The sequence below is a fragment of the Klenkia sp. PcliD-1-E genome (genome assembly GCF_024124375.1).
Classification (GTDB): Bacteria; Actinomycetota; Actinomycetes; order Mycobacteriales; family Geodermatophilaceae; genus Klenkia.
Genome location: NZ_JAMXRZ010000231.1, coordinates 1 through 2,174, shown reverse-complemented (window position 1 = coordinate 2,174; position 2,174 = coordinate 1). Strand labels below are relative to the sequence as shown.

At 79.7% G+C, this 2,174-nt stretch carries 1 protein-coding gene; it reads left to right on the top strand.

The genetic code is table 11. From position 1 onward, the window contains the following. Positions 1-2,174: ATP-binding cassette domain-containing protein (locus tag NH342_RS22750; protein WP_253018610.1), on the top strand; the 2,174-nt coding region annotated here is incomplete at both ends.

Genomic DNA, 2,174 nt, shown 5'->3' with positions numbered 1-2,174 from the left:
CGGCCGGCGCGGTCGGGGCGCGGTGGGCCAACCGGGACGCCCGGCGCAGCGAGGACGCCCTGCGTGCCCGGCTGCTGGACCGGCTGACCCGCTCCCCGGCCGCCGTGGACGCCGCGGGCGGCACCGGGCCGGCCGCCGTGCTGGTCACCACCCGGCTGCACGACCTCGCCCCCGCGCTCGCCGGGTACCTGCCGGCGTTCGCGCAGACGCTCGTCGTCCCGCCGGTGGTGCTGCTGGTGCTGGCCGGGACCGACCTGCTCTCGGCGGTGCTCGTCGCGCTGACCCTGCCGCTGGTGCCGGTGTTCATGGTGCTGGTCGGGAAGTACACGGCCGACCGCACCGCCGACGCCGCCCGCGCGCTGGACCGGATCGCCGCGCACGTGGCCGAGCTGGTCCGCGGGCTGCCGGTGCTCACCGGGCTCGGCCGGGCGGCCGAGCAGACCGCTGCCCTCGCCGAGCTCGGGGACCGCCACCGCCGGACGACGACGGCCACGCTGCGGCTGGCCTTCCTCTCCGCGCTGGTGCTGGAGCTGATCGCGACGCTGTCGGTGGCGCTGGTCGCGGTGACCGTGGGTCTCCGGCTGGTCGAGGGCCACCTCGGCCTGGCAGTCGGGCTGACCGCGCTGCTGCTGGCCCCCGAGGCGTTCGCGCCGCTGCGGGCGCTGGGTGCGGCCTACCACGCCAACGCCGACGCCGGTCAGGCCGCGGCCGAGGCCCGCGCCGTCCTGGCCGCCCCCGACCCTGCTCCCCGCCCGGGCGACCCGGCCGACGACCCGCGCGGCGCCGCTGTCGAGGTCGCGGACCTGTCCGTGCAGCACCCCGGCCGCGCCGTGCCCGCGCTGTCGGCCACCACCCTGCAGGTCCGGCCCGGTGAGGTGGTGGCGCTGACCGGGCCGTCGGGGTCCGGGAAGTCCACGCTGCTGGCCGCCCTCGCCGGCACGCTGCCCACCACCGCCGAGGTCGCCGGGGCCGTGACCGGCCTGCCCGAGCGCGTCGCCGTCGCCCCGCAGCACCCGCGCACCACCGCCGACACGGTCGCCGACGAGCTGCGGCTGCACGCCGCCGTCGACGACGCCGACCCGCTGGACGCCGTCGTCGCCGAGGGCCTGGTGGTCGACGCACTGGCCCGGGTGGGCGCCGCGGACCTCGCCGGACGACGGTGCACCACCCTCTCGCCCGGGGAGCTGCAGCGGGTGGCGCTGGCCCGCGCGCTGGTCCGGGTGCACCGGGGTGCGGCGCTGCTGCTGCTCGACGAACCCACCGCGCACCTCGACGACGCCGCCACCGCCCGGGTGGCCGCCGTGCTGGCCGACCTGCGGGGCACCGTCAGCGTCGTGCTGGTCACCCACGACCCGGCGCTGGCGGCGCTGGCCGACCGGTCGGTGGCGCTCGCCGCCCCGCCCGCCCCAGGTATCGGAAGCTCCACCCCCGTCCAGCGCCCCGCCGGAGGGGGTAGAGCTTCCGATACCGGGGAGGCGCGGGCGGTCGAGGAGCAGCCCTGGCCGCGAACCGCCTTCGCGCGTGCCGTGGGTGCCGGCACCGTCACCGCGCTGGCGGGGGTCGCGCTGACCGGGCTGTCGGGCTGGCTGGTGCTGCGGGCCGCCGAGATGCCGCCGGTGCTCACCCTGCTCGTGGCCATCGTCGGCGTCCGCGGGTTCGGCCTGCTGCGCGCGATCGCCCGGTGGGCGGAGCGGCTGGCCGCGCACGACGCCGCGCTGCGGTTGGCCGCCGGCACCCGGGTGCGGGTCTGGCGGGCGCTGGCCCGGCAGGGGCTGGCCGCCAACCGCACCCCGGGCGCGGCGCTGGCCCGCGCGGTCGGCGACGTCGGCCTGCTGCAGGACCTCTCGGTCCGGGTGGTCACCCCGCCGGTGGTGGCCGCGGCGACCGCGCTCGGCGCCTGCGGGCTGCTGGCCCTGCTCTCTCCGCTCGCCGCGGGCGGCGTGCTCCTCGTGCTGCTGCTGACCGCGGCGGTGGTCGCCCTGCTGCACCGGCGGGTGGACGCCGAGGCCGCGCGCACCGAGGCCGACCTGCGGGTCCGGGAGCTGCAGGAGGCAGCCGGCATCCTGGAGGGCGCGGTGGACCTGCGGGCGCACGGGCTGGCCACCACCGCGGGCTCCCGGGTACAGGCACTGGCCGCAGCGCAGCGCACCGCGGCCGCCGGCGCGGTCCGGGCG